The sequence below is a fragment of the Segetibacter koreensis DSM 18137 genome (assembly GCF_000374045.1).
GTDB classification, from domain to species: domain Bacteria; phylum Bacteroidota; class Bacteroidia; order Chitinophagales; family Chitinophagaceae; genus Segetibacter; species Segetibacter koreensis.
Genome location: NZ_KB893348.1, coordinates 95350 through 112209 on the forward strand (window position 1 = coordinate 95350; position 16860 = coordinate 112209).

At 36.8% G+C, this 16860-nt stretch carries 17 protein-coding genes; 6 read left to right on the forward strand and 11 right to left on the reverse strand.

The features are described from left to right. The first annotated feature begins 56 nt into the window (after positions 1-56). On the forward strand, positions 57-620 hold the full coding sequence (locus tag B154_RS0119815; RefSeq protein WP_018616070.1) for an AAA family ATPase: 564 nt from the start codon (positions 57-59) through the stop codon (positions 618-620). On the opposite strand, the gene mtgA is transcribed toward B154_RS0119815, so the two are convergent. From mtgA to B154_RS0119830, 3 genes are all read right to left on the reverse strand, one after another. Next, on the reverse strand, positions 613-1335 hold the full coding sequence (mtgA, locus tag B154_RS0119820) for a monofunctional biosynthetic peptidoglycan transglycosylase (protein ID WP_018616071.1): 723 nt from the start codon (positions 1333-1335) through the stop codon (positions 613-615). The genes B154_RS0119815 and mtgA overlap by 8 nt on opposite strands. Positions 1336-1499: 164 nt before the next feature. Continuing rightward, positions 1500-2126: a LysE family translocator gene (locus B154_RS0119825; RefSeq protein ID WP_018616072.1), complete on the reverse strand. Its 627-nt coding sequence runs from the start codon at positions 2124-2126 to the stop codon at positions 1500-1502. Positions 2127-2148: 22 nt separating this feature from the next. Then, a complete protein-coding gene (locus B154_RS0119830) occupies positions 2149-3675 on the reverse strand; it encodes a GH3 family acyl-acid amido synthetase (protein ID WP_018616073.1) in 1527 nt (508 codons plus the stop codon). 217 nt (positions 3676-3892) lie between these two features. Between B154_RS0119830 and B154_RS0119835 the strand changes: the two genes are divergently transcribed. The 3 genes from B154_RS0119835 (at position 3893) to B154_RS0119845 (ending at position 7329) form a co-directional block, all read left to right on the forward strand. Beyond that, positions 3893-4687, forward strand: a complete 795-nt coding sequence (locus B154_RS0119835) for an inositol monophosphatase family protein (RefSeq protein ID WP_018616074.1) — start codon at positions 3893-3895, stop codon at positions 4685-4687. Positions 4688-4701: 14 nt separating this feature from the next. Then, positions 4702-5730, forward strand: coding sequence for a thiamine-phosphate kinase (gene thiL / locus B154_RS0119840; RefSeq protein WP_018616075.1), 1029 nt, complete (start codon positions 4702-4704; stop codon positions 5728-5730). Between the two features lie 135 nt (positions 5731-5865). After that, positions 5866-7329, forward strand: coding sequence for a S41 family peptidase (locus tag B154_RS0119845; RefSeq protein WP_018616076.1), 1464 nt, complete (start codon positions 5866-5868; stop codon positions 7327-7329). A gap of 37 nt (positions 7330-7366) precedes the next feature. On the opposite strand, the gene B154_RS0119850 is transcribed toward B154_RS0119845, so the two are convergent. From B154_RS0119850 to ybeY, 5 genes are all read right to left on the reverse strand, one after another. Then, the gene (locus tag B154_RS0119850; protein ID WP_018616077.1) at positions 7367-7639 is read right to left on the reverse strand and encodes a hypothetical protein; all 273 of its coding nucleotides are present in this window, start codon (positions 7637-7639) and stop codon (positions 7367-7369) included. 11 nt (positions 7640-7650) lie between these two features. Next, positions 7651-7884 carry a hypothetical protein gene (locus B154_RS0119855; protein WP_157580885.1) on the reverse strand — a complete coding sequence of 78 codons (234 nt, stop codon included), beginning with the start codon at positions 7882-7884 and terminating at the stop codon, positions 7651-7653. 142 nt (positions 7885-8026) lie between these two features. Next, the gene (gene mnmG, locus B154_RS0119860; protein ID WP_018616079.1) at positions 8027-9895 is read right to left on the reverse strand and encodes a tRNA uridine-5-carboxymethylaminomethyl(34) synthesis enzyme MnmG; all 1869 of its coding nucleotides are present in this window, start codon (positions 9893-9895) and stop codon (positions 8027-8029) included. A gap of 86 nt (positions 9896-9981) precedes the next feature. After that, positions 9982-10656, reverse strand: coding sequence for a CAP domain-containing protein (locus B154_RS0119865; RefSeq protein ID WP_018616080.1), 675 nt, complete (start codon positions 10654-10656; stop codon positions 9982-9984). Position 10657: 1 nt separating this feature from the next. Beyond that, positions 10658-11092, reverse strand: a complete 435-nt coding sequence (gene ybeY / locus B154_RS0119870) for an rRNA maturation RNase YbeY (RefSeq protein WP_018616081.1) — start codon at positions 11090-11092, stop codon at positions 10658-10660. A 68-nt stretch (positions 11093-11160) separates the two neighbouring features. Here ybeY and B154_RS0119875 point away from each other — a divergent pair, with 68 nt between their 5' ends. Beyond that, positions 11161-11385, forward strand: coding sequence for a FeoA family protein (locus tag B154_RS0119875; protein WP_018616082.1), 225 nt, complete (start codon positions 11161-11163; stop codon positions 11383-11385). A gap of 11 nt (positions 11386-11396) precedes the next feature. Then, positions 11397-11969 carry a nicotinate (nicotinamide) nucleotide adenylyltransferase gene (nadD, locus tag B154_RS0119880; RefSeq protein WP_018616083.1) on the forward strand — a complete coding sequence of 191 codons (573 nt, stop codon included), beginning with the start codon at positions 11397-11399 and terminating at the stop codon, positions 11967-11969. On the opposite strand, the gene chrA is transcribed toward nadD, so the two are convergent. From chrA to recQ, 3 genes are all read right to left on the reverse strand, one after another. Further along, on the reverse strand, positions 11957-13129 hold the full coding sequence (chrA, locus tag B154_RS0119885; protein WP_018616084.1) for a chromate efflux transporter: 1173 nt from the start codon (positions 13127-13129) through the stop codon (positions 11957-11959). The two genes, nadD and chrA, sit on opposite strands and share 13 nt — an antisense overlap. 81 nt (positions 13130-13210) lie before the next feature. Next, on the reverse strand, positions 13211-14155 hold the full coding sequence (locus tag B154_RS0119890) for an isopenicillin N synthase family dioxygenase (RefSeq protein WP_018616085.1): 945 nt from the start codon (positions 14153-14155) through the stop codon (positions 13211-13213). Positions 14156-14291: 136 nt separating this feature from the next. Further along, complete coding sequence (gene recQ / locus B154_RS0119895; protein WP_157580886.1) at positions 14292-16604, reverse strand: DNA helicase RecQ; 2313 nt, start codon at positions 16602-16604, stop codon at positions 14292-14294. Positions 16605-16860 lie beyond the last annotated feature (256 nt).

A 16860-nucleotide genomic window follows, 5' to 3' on the forward strand; every position in this document is an offset into this window, starting at 1 on the left:
GGCGCTATCAATTTTGGCATTCATTGGATTGATGTCGTGGCATAAAAAAGCTAGATATGCAAGAGCTTAAAAAAATAGTAGTTATAGGACCGGAAAGCACAGGCAAAAGCAGTTTGTGCGAGTTACTTGCCAAACACTTTAAGACCTTTTGGGTTCCCGAATTTGCCAGGGAATATTTACTTACTAATGGCACAAACTATACTTACGACAATCTGTTAACGATTGCCAAAGGACAGGTGGCGCTGGAAGATGAGTATATTGGTAAGTCAATAAAGCGGTTCGAGGTAAAAAATCAAGATTTTGAGAATCCCATGCTGTTTGTAGATACCGATATGTATGTTATGAAAGTATGGTGTGAGTATGTATTTGGTAAATGTCACGCCTATATTGAGGATAAGATAACAGAAAGAAAAGCAGACTTCTACCTCCTATGCAATGTCGATCTACCGTGGGCGCAAGATGAACTGCGGGAATATCCTGATTTGGAAACACGTAAAGAATTGTATGAAATTTATAAGAACATTCTTATTAACCAAAGTGTTCCCTGGGCTGTTATCTCCGGAAATTATGAAGAAAGACTGCAGACAGCCATTAACACTATTAATAATGCTTTTACTTAGGTGTATAAATTAGTTTTTGAATGTCAGGGTCGTCTTCAATATTTCTCATTTGCTGCAAAACTCTAGGATATTTCCAGCTAACCCAACGACTCATAGGTTTAACTGAATACTTTTTGGGGTTAGGAAGGCAGGCTATGATCATTGCAGCTTCTGCGCGGCTTAAACGAGTTGCCGGTTTTCTAAAATACTGTTGTGACGCTGCCTCAATTCCAAAAACACCCTCGCCCATTTCCGCAACATTCAAGTAAACTTCCAGTATTCTCTCTTTACCCCAAACCCATTCAATCATTTTAGTATAATAAGCCTCTGGTATCTTTCGCAAATACCTGCTGATACCACTACCCTGCCACAAGAAAACATTTTTGGCTACCTGCTGACTAATGGTGCTTGCTCCGGCTCCTGCCACTTTTTTCTTTTTTCTTGAATTTCCCTGCAAACTTTTTTCTAAAGATTTCCAATCAAATCCATTGTGGTCCGGAAAAAGCTGATCTTCACTAGCCATTGCGGCTAGTTTTGCGGATGGCGCTATTTCAGACATATTAACATAATCTCTTTTCAATCCGTATCCTCCAAACAAACTGCCTAGTTGCGTAAGTGTTATCGGCGGAATCACCCACTTGCACATAAGCAGATAAAGATTTGAAAGAAAGAAAGCCCAAAGGAACCACTTTAGTATTTTACGGAATATTCTGGAAAAAAGGTCTTTAACAGTCATTGAAGTAATAAGCAGCAAGGTAATATTCTAACGTTTATGCAAATAGCATAGATGTTATTTAATCGCATTAATTTTCCCACATCTAAAAAAGAGATGTCATTTTCAATAAATTTATTAACAGAAAAAAAACCGTGGAGAATAGATAGTGTACTTGTTTGAACCAGTTATCTTAAAGCAAGTATTCCCCATGTCAGTGCTATGCCAAAACCAATCAATATCAACCCGCTAATGCGGTTAATGATATGAATGTTATGAGGCGTTAGCTTTTCCCGTATTCTTCCGGCAAGCATTACTTTGAATATATCGAAGCTGGCCACAATGGCAAGGCAGGTGAAATAAACAATTATCCTGTAATTCTGCGATTGAACCAACAAAGAAGTAGATGTGAGGAGCCAAAAGCCAATAACACCGGGATTGAGGATATTCATAAAATATCCAGACAAAAATATCTTTACATAATGATGAGTTTCCATTTCTATCACCTGCAGACCAGACTCGTTAACCTTAATCTTTTTAAAAAAGGTTACATAAATGCCCAATGCCACAAGTAATGCACTGCCCCCAAGACCGATCGATATCTTATATTCAAGCAGATCATCAAACATTTGCGTAAAAAAATTGCTTATCACAACAATGGTTATATCACTCGCTGATACACCGCCAATAAAAGCGAATCCACCTTTGTGACCATGATTTATGCTGTGTTTAATAATAGAAAAAATAACAGGGCCAACTGAAATGCTGAGCAATAATCCTAATGCAAGTCCTTTCAATAAAGCCGAGCCCATCATACTTATATCTACAATTTTTTATTTAAACCACTCTACCCTGTAAAAATTTTTGCCATTCTTCAAGCATTTCACCCTTTAATACTCTCGGAAACTTGTGCTGCCCTCCTATTTTTCCTTTCTGCCGCATAAATTCCATAAAATCTTCTTCCGACAAAACATCAAGAAATACTTCTTTAAGCGCACTGGTTCTTTCAACCGCATAATCATCATTTAGCTGTTTTAGCTTTTCATCAATCTTGCCACGCAAAATATTTGCGTCTACGCTGTCATCGCAAGCAACATACCAATGATGAGCAAAAAAGTTGTTATACGGAACACCTGCAACTGTAAATTCGGGAATAGATATGTTCATTTCTTCACCTACCTGTTTCACAGCTTTGTTCATATTATCTACACTAAGATGTTCACCTACAAGACTTAAAAAATGTTTAGTTCTTCCTGTTATTATAATTTCTGCTTTATCCTTATCTACAAATTTTACAGTGTCACCTATGAGGTATCTCCATGTTCCTGCGCTTGTGCTTAACAGTAGTGCATAATTTTTACCCTCCTCTACTTCATCCAATAGTAAGACCTGCGGCTTTTCTACCATATTTCCGTCCAGGTCAAAATTGTTCTCATCAAAGGGAATAAACTCATGGAAAATATGTTCTGAAGTTACCAATCGCATTCCTTTCGCACTCTGACCGTTCTGATAAGCAATAAATCCTTCGCTAGCTAAATAGGTTTCTATATAAAAAAGAGGTTTTGCCAGCAATTTTTCAAAACCTCTTTTGTATGGTTCAAATGCTACACCTCCATGAACAAAAAAAGCAAGATTTGGCCAAATGTCGTGTATCGTTTTCACGTTATAACGTTCAATTATTTTTTCCAGGGTCAGCTGCACCCACGCAGGAACACCTACAATAAAACCAATATCCCATTCCGGAGCTTTCTCAACTATTTCATCAATTTTTTTATCCCAATTTTTGTTTTTAGCTATTTTTTTTCCCGGTTTGTAGAAAGGCTGAAACCAAAAAGGCGCTTTTTTTTGTGTAATTCCGCTTAGATCTCCCGCGTAATATCCCTGTTGCTTTTCAAGAGCAGTACTTCCTCCTATAGTTAGCCAGCCTTTTCCAATTGATTTAACAGGAAGTGAATGATAATGACGAAGTGTAAACAGGTGCTTTATCATCGCCATTTTATTTCCATGCAATAAATCATTTGTTATGGGAATATATTTGCTGGCCGACTCACTGGTGCCGCTGCTAAGCGCATAATATTTTATCTTTCCGGGCCAGCAAACGTCTGGTATATTTTCTAACGACTTGTGCCACCATTCCTTATATATTTTATTATAATCGTATACGGGAACAAGCTGTTGAAAACGTCTAGCCGGATCTTTGCTCATTAATATCTCGTCAAACCTAAACTTTTGTCCAAACTCTGTAAATCTCGCTTTGCGCAAAAGCCTTTTTAAAACTCTCAGCTGCTGATCCTTTATATTGTTTTCAGGGAGCTTTAAGGTTTTTGCTAACCGGGAAGGCAATTTAATATCGAAGATGGCCATGCAAAGTTTGAATTAAGAAAAGTTTACGAAAATACATTAAAATGAAAAGAAACAGTTAAAGGCTGAAGTAAAACAATTATTCCTTAACAATACAAAACGAACTTATTTTCATTAATAGTCGTAAAAACACTTGTAAATGGAAAAATGTACAAATTCCCTTTTTTTTAAAAAAAAGGTTGATTTTGAGTTAGGTTGTTAGTAACAGTATATTTGCACAATGCTAAAACAAACACTAATTGAAGCGACTTTTGCAGGCGCAAAAATTTTACAGAAGTACTTTAACGGCAGTTTTACTATCAGCAGTAAATCAAACATCAATGATTTAGTTACTCAAGCTGACCATGAATCAGAACAAGCAATTTTTGAAGTAATAAGACGTGAGTTTCCGGAGCATTACATTTTAAGTGAGGAGTCAGGAGAATTTAAAATGGATAGCAATATTAAATGGATCATCGATCCTATTGATGGAACAGTAAACTTTGCCAATGGCATTCCAATATGTTGCGTAAGTATAGGTATAGAAAAAGATGGTAAAATGATTCTTGGGGCTGTATACAATCCATTTATAAACGAGTTTTTCTTTGCTGAGAAAGACTTTGGTTCAACCATGAATGATAAAAGAATTAACGTTAGTGATAAAAGTGATGTTCTTAGAAGTTGCCTGGTCACAGGTTTTCCTTATTCATACCTTGATGAACCGAATGGACCTCTTGAAGTTTTTGATAAATTAATTCGACACAACATTCCTATGAGAAGATTGGGTAGTGCCGCAATTGACCTTTGTTGGGTTGCCGCCGGCAGATTTGACGGCTTCTATGAGCACAATCTTAAGGCTTGGGATAGTGCAGCAGGATTTCTAATCGTAGAAGAAGCAGGAGGAACTGTTACGGACTTCAAGGGAAATTATTATTCGCCTTACCAACCGAATTTACTAGCGACTAATGGAAAAATTCATGATGATCTTCTATTAGTTTTAAATGGCAAATGGAATCTTGATAACAGCAAACGTTAGTTACTACCATTTTTATGAATAACAGAACAGAAATATCTTCCCTTGGTGAGTTTGGCCTGATAGATCATCTGACTAAAAACTTTGAGATCCAGAACGCATCTACTATACTAAGTATAGGTGATGATGCTGCGGTAATTGATCATTTTGGAAAACAAACCGTTATTTCCTCTGATATGTTGGTAGAAGGGATTCACTTTGATCTTATGTATACACCCCTCAAGCATCTTGGTTACAAGAGTGTCATCGTCAATCTTAGTGATATTTATGCTATGAACGCCGCTCCTACTCAAATCACATTAAATATTGCATTTAGCAATCGTTTTTCGGTGGAGGCACTGAATGAGTTTTATGAGGGAGTGTATGCGGCTTGTGAAAAATATAATGTTGACCTGGTTGGCGGCGATACCTGTTCATCTCAAAAAGGATTTATTATAAGCGTCACTGCAATCGGCGAAATAGTCCCTGAGAAAATCGTAAAAAGAAGCGGGGCTAAACAAGGTGATTTAGTTTGCGTAAGTGGAGATCTTGGTTCTGCATTTTTAGGCTTAACCCTGTTAGAAAGAGAGAAAAAGATTTATCTCGAAAATCCATCGATTCAGCCAGACCTTGAAAATGAGCAGTATATAATTGGAAGGTTATTAAAACCTGAGGCAAAAAGAGACATTATAGATTTTTTTTCTAGTGAAGACATCTTGCCTACAAGTATGATGGATATAAGTGACGGCCTCAGTAGTGAAATCTTACATATCTGCAAACAAAGCAATGTAGGTTGTTTATTATATGAAGATAAAATACCGATAAATGATCATGCAAGGCAGTTTGCTTACAAACTTAAGTTAGATCCTACCATGTGTGCTTTAAATGGCGGTGAGGATTATGAACTTGTGTTTACACTAAACCAGGGAGATTATGAAAAACTTGTTCTAAATGAACAAATATCTGTAATAGGCTATATTACCGATATTGAAGAAGGGGTTAACATAACAACTAAAGGGGGAAACACTCATCAACTTACAGCGCAAGGCTGGAATGCCTTTACTTAATCTACCTGTTTCCTTACACTTCCCTGTTTTAGTATATATCAAAGTAGGCCTTAGCTTTATGCACCTAAATCTTCAATTATACGTCTCGGTAAATAAAGGGAGTAGTATATTGCAGTAGTGAAAAAGAACTTTTACTTGTTAATACTTATTTCATGTATATCATGTAATATTATTAAAAAAAGTTCTTACAATCCGAATGCAAAATACAGTTCTTCACAACTACACGAAGATTTTTCCATTTTAACTGCAATTTTAAAGACTAATCATCCAAGCTTATACTGGTATTCAACTCCGGATTCTATTTCCAGCTTTTTTGACGGCACTTATAATTCTATTCAAGACTCCCTTACCGAAGAGCAGTTTAGGAAAAGAGTTGCATGGGCTTTAAGTAAAATTCATTGCGGGCATACAATTGCGAGACCGTCAAAAGCGTATTCAAAATATTTTACTACCCGGAAAACTAAATTATTTCCATTTTATTTAAAAGTTTGGGGTGACAGCGCAGTTGTAATAAACAATTTAACAGCAGGAGACAAAATCATAAAGCGGGGAACAGCTGTAACGGCTATTAATGGAACTCCTATTAAAAATGTAGTTGATAGCATTTGTCAGCTAATCAGTGCCGACGGATATTCCAACATATTCAAATACCAGGTTATCAGCTTTAACTTTCCGGCTTTCTACAAAAATGCCTACGGGCTTGACAGTACCTATAGGGTTGGATTTATAGACAGCACGGGGACGCCAAAAGAAATTGTATGTAAAAACTTCGAAGGTAACGTAGCGTCGCTGCGTTCAACACAGCAGCTTTTACCAATAGAAATGACCAGGAAAAACCACCGTCGCTTTAGCTTATTAGCAGAAAGAAACCTTGAGATAGATTCATCTTTGAAAACTGCGATTATTTCGATAAATACTTTTAGTACCGGAAAACTAATACGTTTTTTCCGAAGTAGTTTTAAGCAAATCAAAAATAGTAATATCGAGAATGTTGTGATTGACCTAAGGTTAAATAGCGGGGGCAGTGTAATGGCTTGTACAAGACTTTGCCAATATCTTGTTGATAAACCTTTTCATGTCGCAGACACCGTCGCAGCATATACCCGTTCATTCCGTTATAAGCGGTACATCAAACCCTGGCTAATTTATTGGCTAAGCATGCATCTTTCTGGAAGAAAATACGAAGATAAAAGGATACATTTTCAGTATTTTGAAAAACACTACTTTAAGCCGAAAAACAAAAACCATTTTAATGGTAATATTTATATTTTAACCGGGGGCTACACTTTTTCAGCAGCCACATTAGTAGCCGGAAACTTAAAAGATCAGCATAACGTAACACTTGTAGGTGAAGAAACTGGTGGAGGTGCTTATGGAAACTCCGCGATGCTTTTAACCAACATCGTGCTACCCAATACCGGCTTACGAATTACCCTACCTCTTTATAGAATGGTTTTAAACACCCACCGTATAAAAAATGGCAGAGGTATTTTTCCTGACGTAGAAGTAACGCCTTCATCTGAATCTATAAGAAAAAACGAAGACAGAAAACTGGAAAGGGTACTTCAAATGATCAGGAAAAAAGATAAGATCCATTAAATTTTCAGAATGTTTCTCTCTCCTTTTTCAATCTCTTTTACCTGTCACTGTCATTTCTTTCCTCGGGAGACGGATTTTTTAAATAGTTTTCACCCTTGTTACTAATGCCGCTACTTTTCGGAATATTTCGTTCCTGGCTATCCTCCCATTCGCTACTTTGTTCACTTATTCCTTCTTTGGTGCTAATAACGCCTTGCTCGACTCTCTGACCAATGTTACTTGTATTGCTAGGATCAACAGGGGCCTGATCAATTCCTGGATTATCAGGATCCGTTACGTTAGGATCAACGACATAAATTTTATTGTTCATAACTTTAGTTATTAAATGTTATCACCTGCAGCATTTACTAACTCCGCGACTTTTCCGCTACTATTTATTAGAGCATCTATTTCAGCGGGCGTCTCTGACACTTCCAAACCGAACTTCTCTGTGAAAAATAATTCGGTCACAACTCCTCCACTTTCAGCGTGCTTTGCATAGTAATATAAAATATGGTTTGCATTTACATGCACTGTTGTTCCTGCCAGGTCTAATCTAATAATTATAGGTTTCATCTTATTTTGTTTATGCAGATAATGAAATAAAATAATCAGGCCATGATCAAACTTATTTATAAAAGAAAGTATGTTAGGAAGACCACCGTCTTTGCACAAATTAAATACCAATAGAAATAGCCAAACTTTTCTATTGGTATTATTATCTACCCATATAGACCATTAAAATCTGAACATCACTTGGATTAACACCGCTAATTCTACTCGCTTGACCTAACGTTCTCGGCCGAATCTTATTAAATTTTTGACGCGCCTCGTTAGAAAGTGAAATGATCTTCTCATAGTTAAAAGTATCAGGAATAACCAGCTCCTCCAACTGGCTCATTCGCTGCACCAATTCCTTCTCTTTGTTTATATAAGTGTCGTACTTTACCTGTATTTCCGCTTGTTCTAAAGAATCAGGAGAAAATGTATTGAAAATTTCACTGATTTTAGGAGAAAAAGCTATCATCTCTTTTAGCTCTAAACCAGGTCGTAGTAATAATTGAGACAGCTTTTGTTTGTTAACTAAAGGGGCAGAACCTACAGTTTGCAAATAAGTATTAATATCTTCCGGATCTACGGCATATTCTTTCATTATTGCTTTAATGGATTCTACATTCTGCCTTTTATCTCTTACTTTCTCCATTCTCTCTTGCGATGCGAGTCCTAATTTATAACTCTTCTCCGTCAACCTTAGGTCCGCATTATCCTGGCGAAGCAGTGTTCTATATTCTGCACGACTGGTGAACATCCGGTACGGTTCGTCTGTTCCTTTACTTATAAGATCATCGATCAATACTCCAATATATGCTTCGCTCCGTTTTAATACAAGCGGCTCTAAATGAAATGCTTTTTGGTGAGCGTTAATTCCGGCAATCAATCCTTGACAAGCCGCTTCTTCGTATCCCGTCGTGCCGTTTATCTGTCCGGCAAAAAAAAGATTTTCTATAACCTTTGTTTCAAGGGAGTATAGCAGTTGAGTAGGTGGAAAATAATCATATTCTATTGCATAGCCAGGCCTAAACATCTTGCAATGTTCAAACCCAGGCACCATTTGAAGCGCTTGAAACTGAACTTCTTCTGGTAAAGATGTTGAAAAACCATTAACGTAAATTTCTATAGTATTGAATCCTTCAGGCTCTACAAACAACTGATGCCTGTCTCTCTCTGCAAATCGATTTATTTTATCTTCTATACTTGGGCAATATCTCGGCCCCACTCCTTCTATTCTTCCCTGGTACATTGGGCTTCGATCAAAACCGGTCTTAAGCGTGTCGTGAACGGCCTGACTGGTATAGGTAATAAAGCAACTTCTTTGCTGGGCAGGATTAATTTTATCAATATCAGTATAAGAAAACCCTACTATCTCTTCGTCACCTTTTTGCTCTTCCATTTTACTATAATCCAGGCTTCTCCCATCTATTCGTGGCGGGGTTCCTGTCTTTAGCCTATCGCTTTCAAATCCTAACTCTATTAACTGTTCTGTGATACCCGTAGACGCTTTTTCTGCCATTCTTCCTCCACCGAACCTCTTCTCCCCTATGTGAATAACGCCATTCAAAAAGGTCCCACTAGTAATTACAACTGAGGTCGAAAAAATAGAATGCCCAAGGCCCGTTATAACCCCGCATGCTTTTCCGTCTTTTATTATCAAAGAACTAACAGTGTCCTGGTAAAAATCAACATTAGGAGTGTTTTCCAGCATTTCCCGCCACTTTTGCGAAAAAAGCATCCTATCACTTTGCGCTCTCGGACTCCACATAGCAGGGCCCTTACTTTTATTAAGCATCCTAAACTGAATGAGACTAGAATCGGTAACAATACCGCTGTAACCACCCAACGCATCAATTTCGCGAACGATTTGACCCTTAGCTATTCCTCCCATGGCAGGATTGCAACTCATTTGAGCAAATGTCTGCATATTCATTGTGACCAAAAGAACCTTACTTCCTAGATTTGCTGCCGCTGCCGCGGCTTCACATCCCGCATGCCCAGCGCCAACCACAATTACATCGTACTTATTAAACATTCAGTATTATTAAGAGGCAAAGATAAATCCTATAACGGCAAGAGTTACTTATTTAACTACTCCTGTTCCACGTGAAACAGTTTCTGCTACTTTTGTTCACAGGCAAAATCTTGTACAACGATCGCTTTATTATCAGGATAATCAGCAATCCCAATACCCATTTCAACAAAAGAAGGATTAAGAAGCGCTCTTCGATGTCCGACACCCTGCACCCCTTCATCTAGGTATAATAAAACAAGCATAAGTACCGGATTTAACGGACCAAAACTTATATTCTCTCCAGCGCATTTAGTTATACCGGAAGCTTTCATCCGGTCAGAAAAAGTAGCACCCGACGGAGACGTATGAGAAGGAGAAGCTGTTTTAGAAGAAAGTTCTGATGCTAAACGCTGAGATGTTTCCAGCAACTTCAAACTCGGTTTGGTTGGTGGCAATGGGGTTGAATTGTATAAATCGCTTTTAAGACTAACAGTGTTGGAATTATTTAGTGTGGGATAATTCTCTAAAATAGGAACCACAACACTGTCCCAAAACACCTTAGGATTCCTCCGGCTATAGTTGGTCCAGTAAAACCATTCTTTCTGATAAGGATTAAGAGAATTATATTCAGGAGCACTTTGAAGAAGATCCAAAATCAAAGCATCTTTAGCCGGCAAAACTGGTAAAGGCTTTACGGGCAAAACTGTTGATCCGAAATGCTGCGAAAACGATATAAAAGGAAATAGAATAAAAAGCAGAATAAATTGTTTCACGTGAAACATACTAGGAAGTTTTTTTCTGAAATGTCTGCAAATAATAATCCTCTTTTTCGCGCATTGTCGTTATTTCACTTTTCTTTTTGTCTCTATATCCACATAAGTGAAGCGCACCATGAAAAATGACACGCAGAAGTTCATCAGTAAAAGATGAGGAATGGTCAACGGCATTTTCTTTTACCCTTTCCACGCTTATATAGATTTCACCTACAGTCTCTTCACCTTCAGACAAGTCAAAAGTTATGATATCTGTATAAAAATCATGCTTTAAAAACGTTTTGTTTATTTCTATTAAGTATTGGTCAGAACAAAAAATGAAACTTAGTGAACGAAGCTGCTTTCCCTCTTTTAAAAAAATCTCCCTGATGTGATCCTTAATCAACTTCTTTCGGCTTAAGGAAATTGGCGGCACATCTGCATAGTTAAAGCGTATTAGAGCCATAATCAATATTTCAAAACAAAAATCGCAAGAAAAAACGGATTTAGCATCTACTTTTGCTATTACAAATCATGAAAAAATTATCTGAGATTAAAGCAGGCAAAACAGTAGTTATTCATTCCTTTGAAAAGGATGACATTTTTATTAAATTAATGGAAATGGGTTGCGTACCGGGTGAAAAAATTAAAGTTGAACAAATTGCTCCCTTAGGAGATCCCATTTCAATATTTGTTGCCGGTTATAACCTTAGTTTACGGCTGAATGAGGCCGAAATGATTTTAGTCGAAGAAATTTAGCCTGGTTAATTATGAAGATCGGTTTATATTTTGGTTCCTTTAATCCCATACATGTTGGTCATTTAATTATTGCCAACTTTGTTGCACAGTATTCAGATATACGGCAGGTATGGTTTGTCGTGTCTCCACAAAATCCTTTAAAAAAATCTTCGACACTCTTAAATGAATACGATCGACTTTATATGGTTCAAGCGGCTATAGAGAACAATGTTAGATTTAGAGCATCTGATGTAGAATTCAAACTTCCGCGTCCCTCATATACTATTGATACTTTGACATATCTAAAAGAAAAATACCCTGAAAATGAGTTTACCGTGATACTAGGCTCTGATAGCTTGCAAAACATTAGTAAATGGAAAAACAGTGAATTATTATTGAAAAACTACTCTTTCAACGTGTATCAAAGACCAGGATTTGAACTAGCAACTTCTTCCGAAAAAAATATACATTTCCTAACTGCTCCACTTCTTGATATTTCGTCTACATATATTCGGAAAGCAGTCCAAGAGGGAAAATCAATTCAATATCTGGTTCCAGATAAAGTTCTAGAAGAAATAGAAAGGAATGGCTATTATAAGAATTGATTATAAAGCCACCCGGCGAGGAGGAAAAAAGCAACAATAAAAGGCGATGCAATTTTGGTAAATTGAAGCATAAGAAAAGTCAAAATAACAGCAATAACATTTCCAGAAGTAAAACGCGAGGGAATAGATAAAAATAAAAGTATAGTAGCACTAAACATAATACCCACTACCACCGCATTTATACCTTCCATAGCCCTAAAAATAATGACATACTTTTTCAAGTTATTCCAAATAGGGTAAAAGAAAAGTACAAGCAAAAGACTAGGAAGAAATATACCGATCGTGCCAATTAAAGATCCTAGAAGCTGAAAGCCAGGACCCCAATTCTTCAAAACCATGCCACCAACAAAACTTGCAATAGAAAAAATAGGACCTGGAAAAGCTTGAACCATACCAGCACCAGTAAGAAAGTCCGAAGCAGACATATAAGGAGTTTTAGCACGAATAACATATTGCTCAAACATCATTGTAATTAATACGCTCCCACCTCCAAACACAATACTGCCAAAACGATAAAAATTCTCAAATAAACTAATAGGTCTTCTTATAGGTAAATTATGAATACGGACATATTCACTGGCTATCCCCGCAACCAAAAATATAAACGCAAATAGCCAAAGGTTTTGCCACTTAACCGGATACTTTTTAGAATCAAAATTAGGAATACGTTTATCACTAAAATTACTTACAATACTACCGGCTATAATAAGCGAAGGAAATACCCAGGGTGATTTTACGAGATAAGTAACTAATGCAGCTCCCAGCATTATAAAAAAGGTCGCTGGGTTTTTTATAGATATTGAATAACTTTTAAAAGCAGAATAGGCCAAAAATCCCACTGCCATAGGTTGGATAAACCTAAAAATAAAGTCGAGGTTCTTATTATTATATTCAAGTAAAAAACCCAGGCCACCCATCAATACGCACGCAGGAATAATCCAAATGGCCAGGGTAAGAACTGCTAAAGCTACTCCTCCCCTTTTGTATCCTATTAAGGTAACAGTTTGGGTACTGCTGGCACCAGGAAGAAGTTGAACGAAAGCATTTATCTCCAATAACTCTTGTTCTGATATATATTTATGTTGCTGAACGAATAACTTGTGCATTCTTACAAAATGCATCTGAGGACCGCCAAAAGCAGTAAGACTATGACGAAGCACTGTCCTTAAAAAAGGTATATGTCTAATGATCTTCAATAACTATCAGGAGAATTAGAAGTAATTAATAAGAGTGAAAGATCGTCACTTTTTTAATCCAATTTCTCTAAGTCTTTCATCTAAGTATTCACCAGCGGTAATATCCGGATAAGCTTTTGGATGTGAACTGCTGATACAGTTGTCTAGGCTTGCAAGACTCATACTGCTTCTCGGATGCAAGAAAAAGGGAATGGAAAACCTTGACGCGCCCCACAGCTCTCTTTTAGGATTAACAACACGATGAGTTGTACTCCTAAGCCTGTTATTTGTTAACCTTTGAAGCATATCACCAACATTTACTACAATTTGATCAGGCGCGGAAATAACAGGCTCCCACTGTCTCTTATTTGTCAGTATCTCTAAACCATCTGCGCTTGCTCCTACTAATAGAGTTATCAGGTTTATATCTTCATGCTGCTCTGCCCGTATAGAACTGTTTGGCTCAGCTGTGATGGGCGGATAGTGAATACATCTTAAAATACTATTGCCATTATAAATATGCTCATCAAAAAAATGTTCATCCAACCCTAAGTATAAAGCAATTGATTGTAAAATATGAGTGCCACTTTTTTCAAAATTTGTAAAAGCTTGTGCTAAAATTTCATTGAATTCTTTAATTTCATGCACTTCAACATTATTAGGATACTCCCTTTTAACCACGTCTCCATCCTTAACTGTTTGACCGTATTGAAAAAACTCTTTTAAGTCTGGACTCTTACTCCCCTTTGCATGCTCCCTTCCAAAACTTGTATAACCGCGCTGGCCGGCTAAACCGGGAATCTCATACTGCGTTTTTTTCTCCATTGGTAATGAGAAAAAGTCCTTAACACATTTGTAAAGCTTTGTAATTGTTTCTCCAGGTATTCCGTGGTTATTTATAGCAACAAAACCAACTTCTTCGTAGGCTTTTCCTAATTTCTTAACAAAAGACGTTTTTAAGTTAACCGAACCGCTTAAGAAGTCAGAAAGATCAACAGCTGGAACTGACATAAATAATATTAAAGAAAGAAAATTAAAAAATTACTCTAGTTTAACTTACAACTGCTCTCGAATTTGAAACACGACTTACGAGCTCAAAAATAACAATAATAAAAAACCCCACATTACAGGTGGGGTTCAAATAATTTTAGTTACCATATTCGCTCAAAAACTTTATCCGCATGATTTTAAGCTGCTCCCAATCATATCCACCGTCCGCTAATTCCTCTTGAGCAACATCTAGTGAAGAAGTTTCACAGCTGCGGAAATAATCTATTATTTCTTCCTGCTCATCTTCATCGAGCATATTATCTATTGCGTAACCAAGATTAAGCTTAGTTCCACTTGCAACAATAGTCTCCATTTCTTCCAACAAATCGTCTATCCTTAAATCTTTTGTTTTTGCTATTGTCTCCAAAGGAATTTTCTTATCTACATTTTGTATAATAAAAATTTTATTGCTGCTTTTATTAGCAACACTTTTCATTACGAAATCATCTGGTTTCTCTATTTCATTTTCTTCTACATACTTCCCAATCAGTTCAACAAAAGGCTTACCATATTTTAATGCTTTCCCTACACTCACTCCCTGGCACTTTTCCAATTCTTTTAAAGTTGTAGGATAGATGGTTGCCATGTCCTGTAAAGAATTTTCAAGAAAAAGAACAAACGGAGGCAAACCTTTCTTTTTTGCTTCTTTTTGTCTCAATTCTTTTAACATCTCAAATAGAACATTATCAGCTGCTGAACCTACTGCGGCTACAGGCGCATCCGGCTCTTCGTCATCTTCAGAATTAGCATCTTCAAACTTATTATTTAAAGAAATAAGAAAACTTGAAGGCTTCTTTATAAAAAGTTCCGAAGTTGGAGTAAATTTCAATAAACCGTATTCCTCTATGTCTTTTACAAGAAGGTTAGCCAGAAGCATTTGCCTTATAAGACTATTCCAATAATGTGAATCTTCATCGCTGCCGGTACCAAATACAGGCAAATTATTATGGTTGTACATCTGTATCTGAGGTGTCAGCTTGCCCATAATTACATTAACAACATAATCTATTGCAAATCTCTGGTCTAACGCCTTTACTGTTTTAAGAACTTTTACAACACTGTCTTTTGCCTCTATTTGTTCCTTTGGCGTGCAGTTATCGCAACCCCCTGTTCCAGCACACTTGGAAGTATCCCAATCCTCACCAAAATAATGAAGCAACACTTTTCGACGGCAAACGCTTGTTTCAGCGTAACTGACCGTTTCATTAATTAATTGGGCGCCCACTTCACGTTCGCTTAATGGCTTATCACGCATAAGGTGTTCTAATTTAGACACATCCTTATGAGAATAATATAATATACATTTTCCTTCTAATCCATCTCGACCTGCTCTTCCTGTTTCCTGGTAGTAGTTTTCAATACTTTTTGGAATATTATAATGAATAACAAAACGAATATCAGGCTTGTCAATACCCATTCCAAATGCAATTGTAGCGACAATTACCTGCGTATCTTCCTTCAAAAATTTATCTTGCCTTTCTGCTCGTAGCTTTGCATCTAAACCTGCATGGTAAGCCACCGCTTTTATTTTATTCGCAACAAGAATTTCTGCAAGTTCTTCAGTAGTTTTTCTGTTTAGGGTATATATTATGCCACTTTTACCAACATTTTGAGAAATGAACCGAACAATATTTTTTATTGTCTGATCTTTTTTAATTTTTGGCTGAATTTCATAATATAAATTCTCCCTGTTAAAAGAAGAAATAAAAATAGTAGGATTACGAAGACCAAGGTTTTTTAAAATATCACTCTGTACTTTAGGTGTTGCGGTGGCAGTTAGGGCAATAATAGCTACGTTAGGATTAATGACAGACATCATTTCTTTCAGCCTGCGGTATTCGGGCCTGAAATCATGTCCCCATTCAGAAATGCAATGAGCCTCATCTACCGCGAAAAAAGATATTTTTAAATCACTAAAAAAATCGAGATTCTCCTGTTTTGTCAGCGTTTCCGGTGCTACGTAAAGCAACTTTGTTTTGCCTTCCGTCAAATCTGACTTCACCTCGCGCTGTTGCGCCTTAGTAAGAGATGAATTAAGAAAATGAGCAACATGATCTTTTTCACTATAGCCTCTTACCAAATCTACCTGGTTCTTCATTAGAGCAATGAGAGGACTTACTATAATAGCACATCCCTCCATCATCAAAGCAGGTAACTGGTAACACAAGCTTTTTCCACCGCCGGTTGGCATAATAACAAAAGTGTCTTTACCACTTAAAAGACTATTAATCGCTTGTTCCTGTGTGCCTTTAAATTTATCAAAACCGAAATACTCTACCAGATATTTATGCACGTCATAATTGTGTTCGTGCACCTGAGAAACTGCTGATGTAGTTGTTTTTTTAGATACTGTCCCTTCTGAAGATACTTTCTTCGCTGCTGTTTTTTTTATAGTTGTCTTACTCGGCATCATTTAATTGTTTCCATTTCACCTATACGGCAGTTTTCTTAAGGTCGTTTTAGATAAAACAATTCTTTACCAAACTTTTAGTATTTAAAGTTTTGATAAAAACCTCAAAATTTTTATGGTTAGCGAAGTTAGTGAATGACCGCTGTTAAATAAAAAGGCCATTTGTTAAAGTTTAACTCTACACCTTGCCTAAATAAATATTTAAACAGGCAAAAGGTATTTCTTTGTTTGGAGTTTCTGAATCTTAATATCGCAG